At 65.6% G+C, this 259-nt stretch carries 1 pseudogene; it reads right to left on the reverse strand.

What is annotated here, in order from left to right:
• A pseudogene (locus AAEZ05_RS29175) lies at window positions 1-259 on the reverse strand (TolC family protein); the annotation flags it as partial.

A 259-nucleotide genomic window follows, 5' to 3' on the forward strand; every position in this document is an offset into this window, starting at 1 on the left:
GCCCACATCGCTGCTGGCGCGAGAGGTGACCACCGGCATGATGTCGTTGGCCGCATCATCACGGATGGCCCGTGCCGCCCGCAGACGGGCGAAGGCCACGCGCAAATCACGGTTGCCGCTCAGGGACTGGGACACCAACTGGTTGAGGGTCGGGTCGTCGAACTGCTGCCACCAGATGCCTTCGTACTTGGCGTGGTCGTAGCTCTTGGTGTCGGCGGCGGCCGTGATGTTGGCCGCCTCCAGTGGCTGGGTCTTGTAG

The sequence above is a fragment of the Pseudomonas sp. HY13-MNA-CIBAN-0226 genome, from assembly GCF_040310305.1.
GTDB classification, from domain to species: domain Bacteria; phylum Pseudomonadota; class Gammaproteobacteria; order Pseudomonadales; family Pseudomonadaceae; genus Aquipseudomonas; species Aquipseudomonas gregormendelii.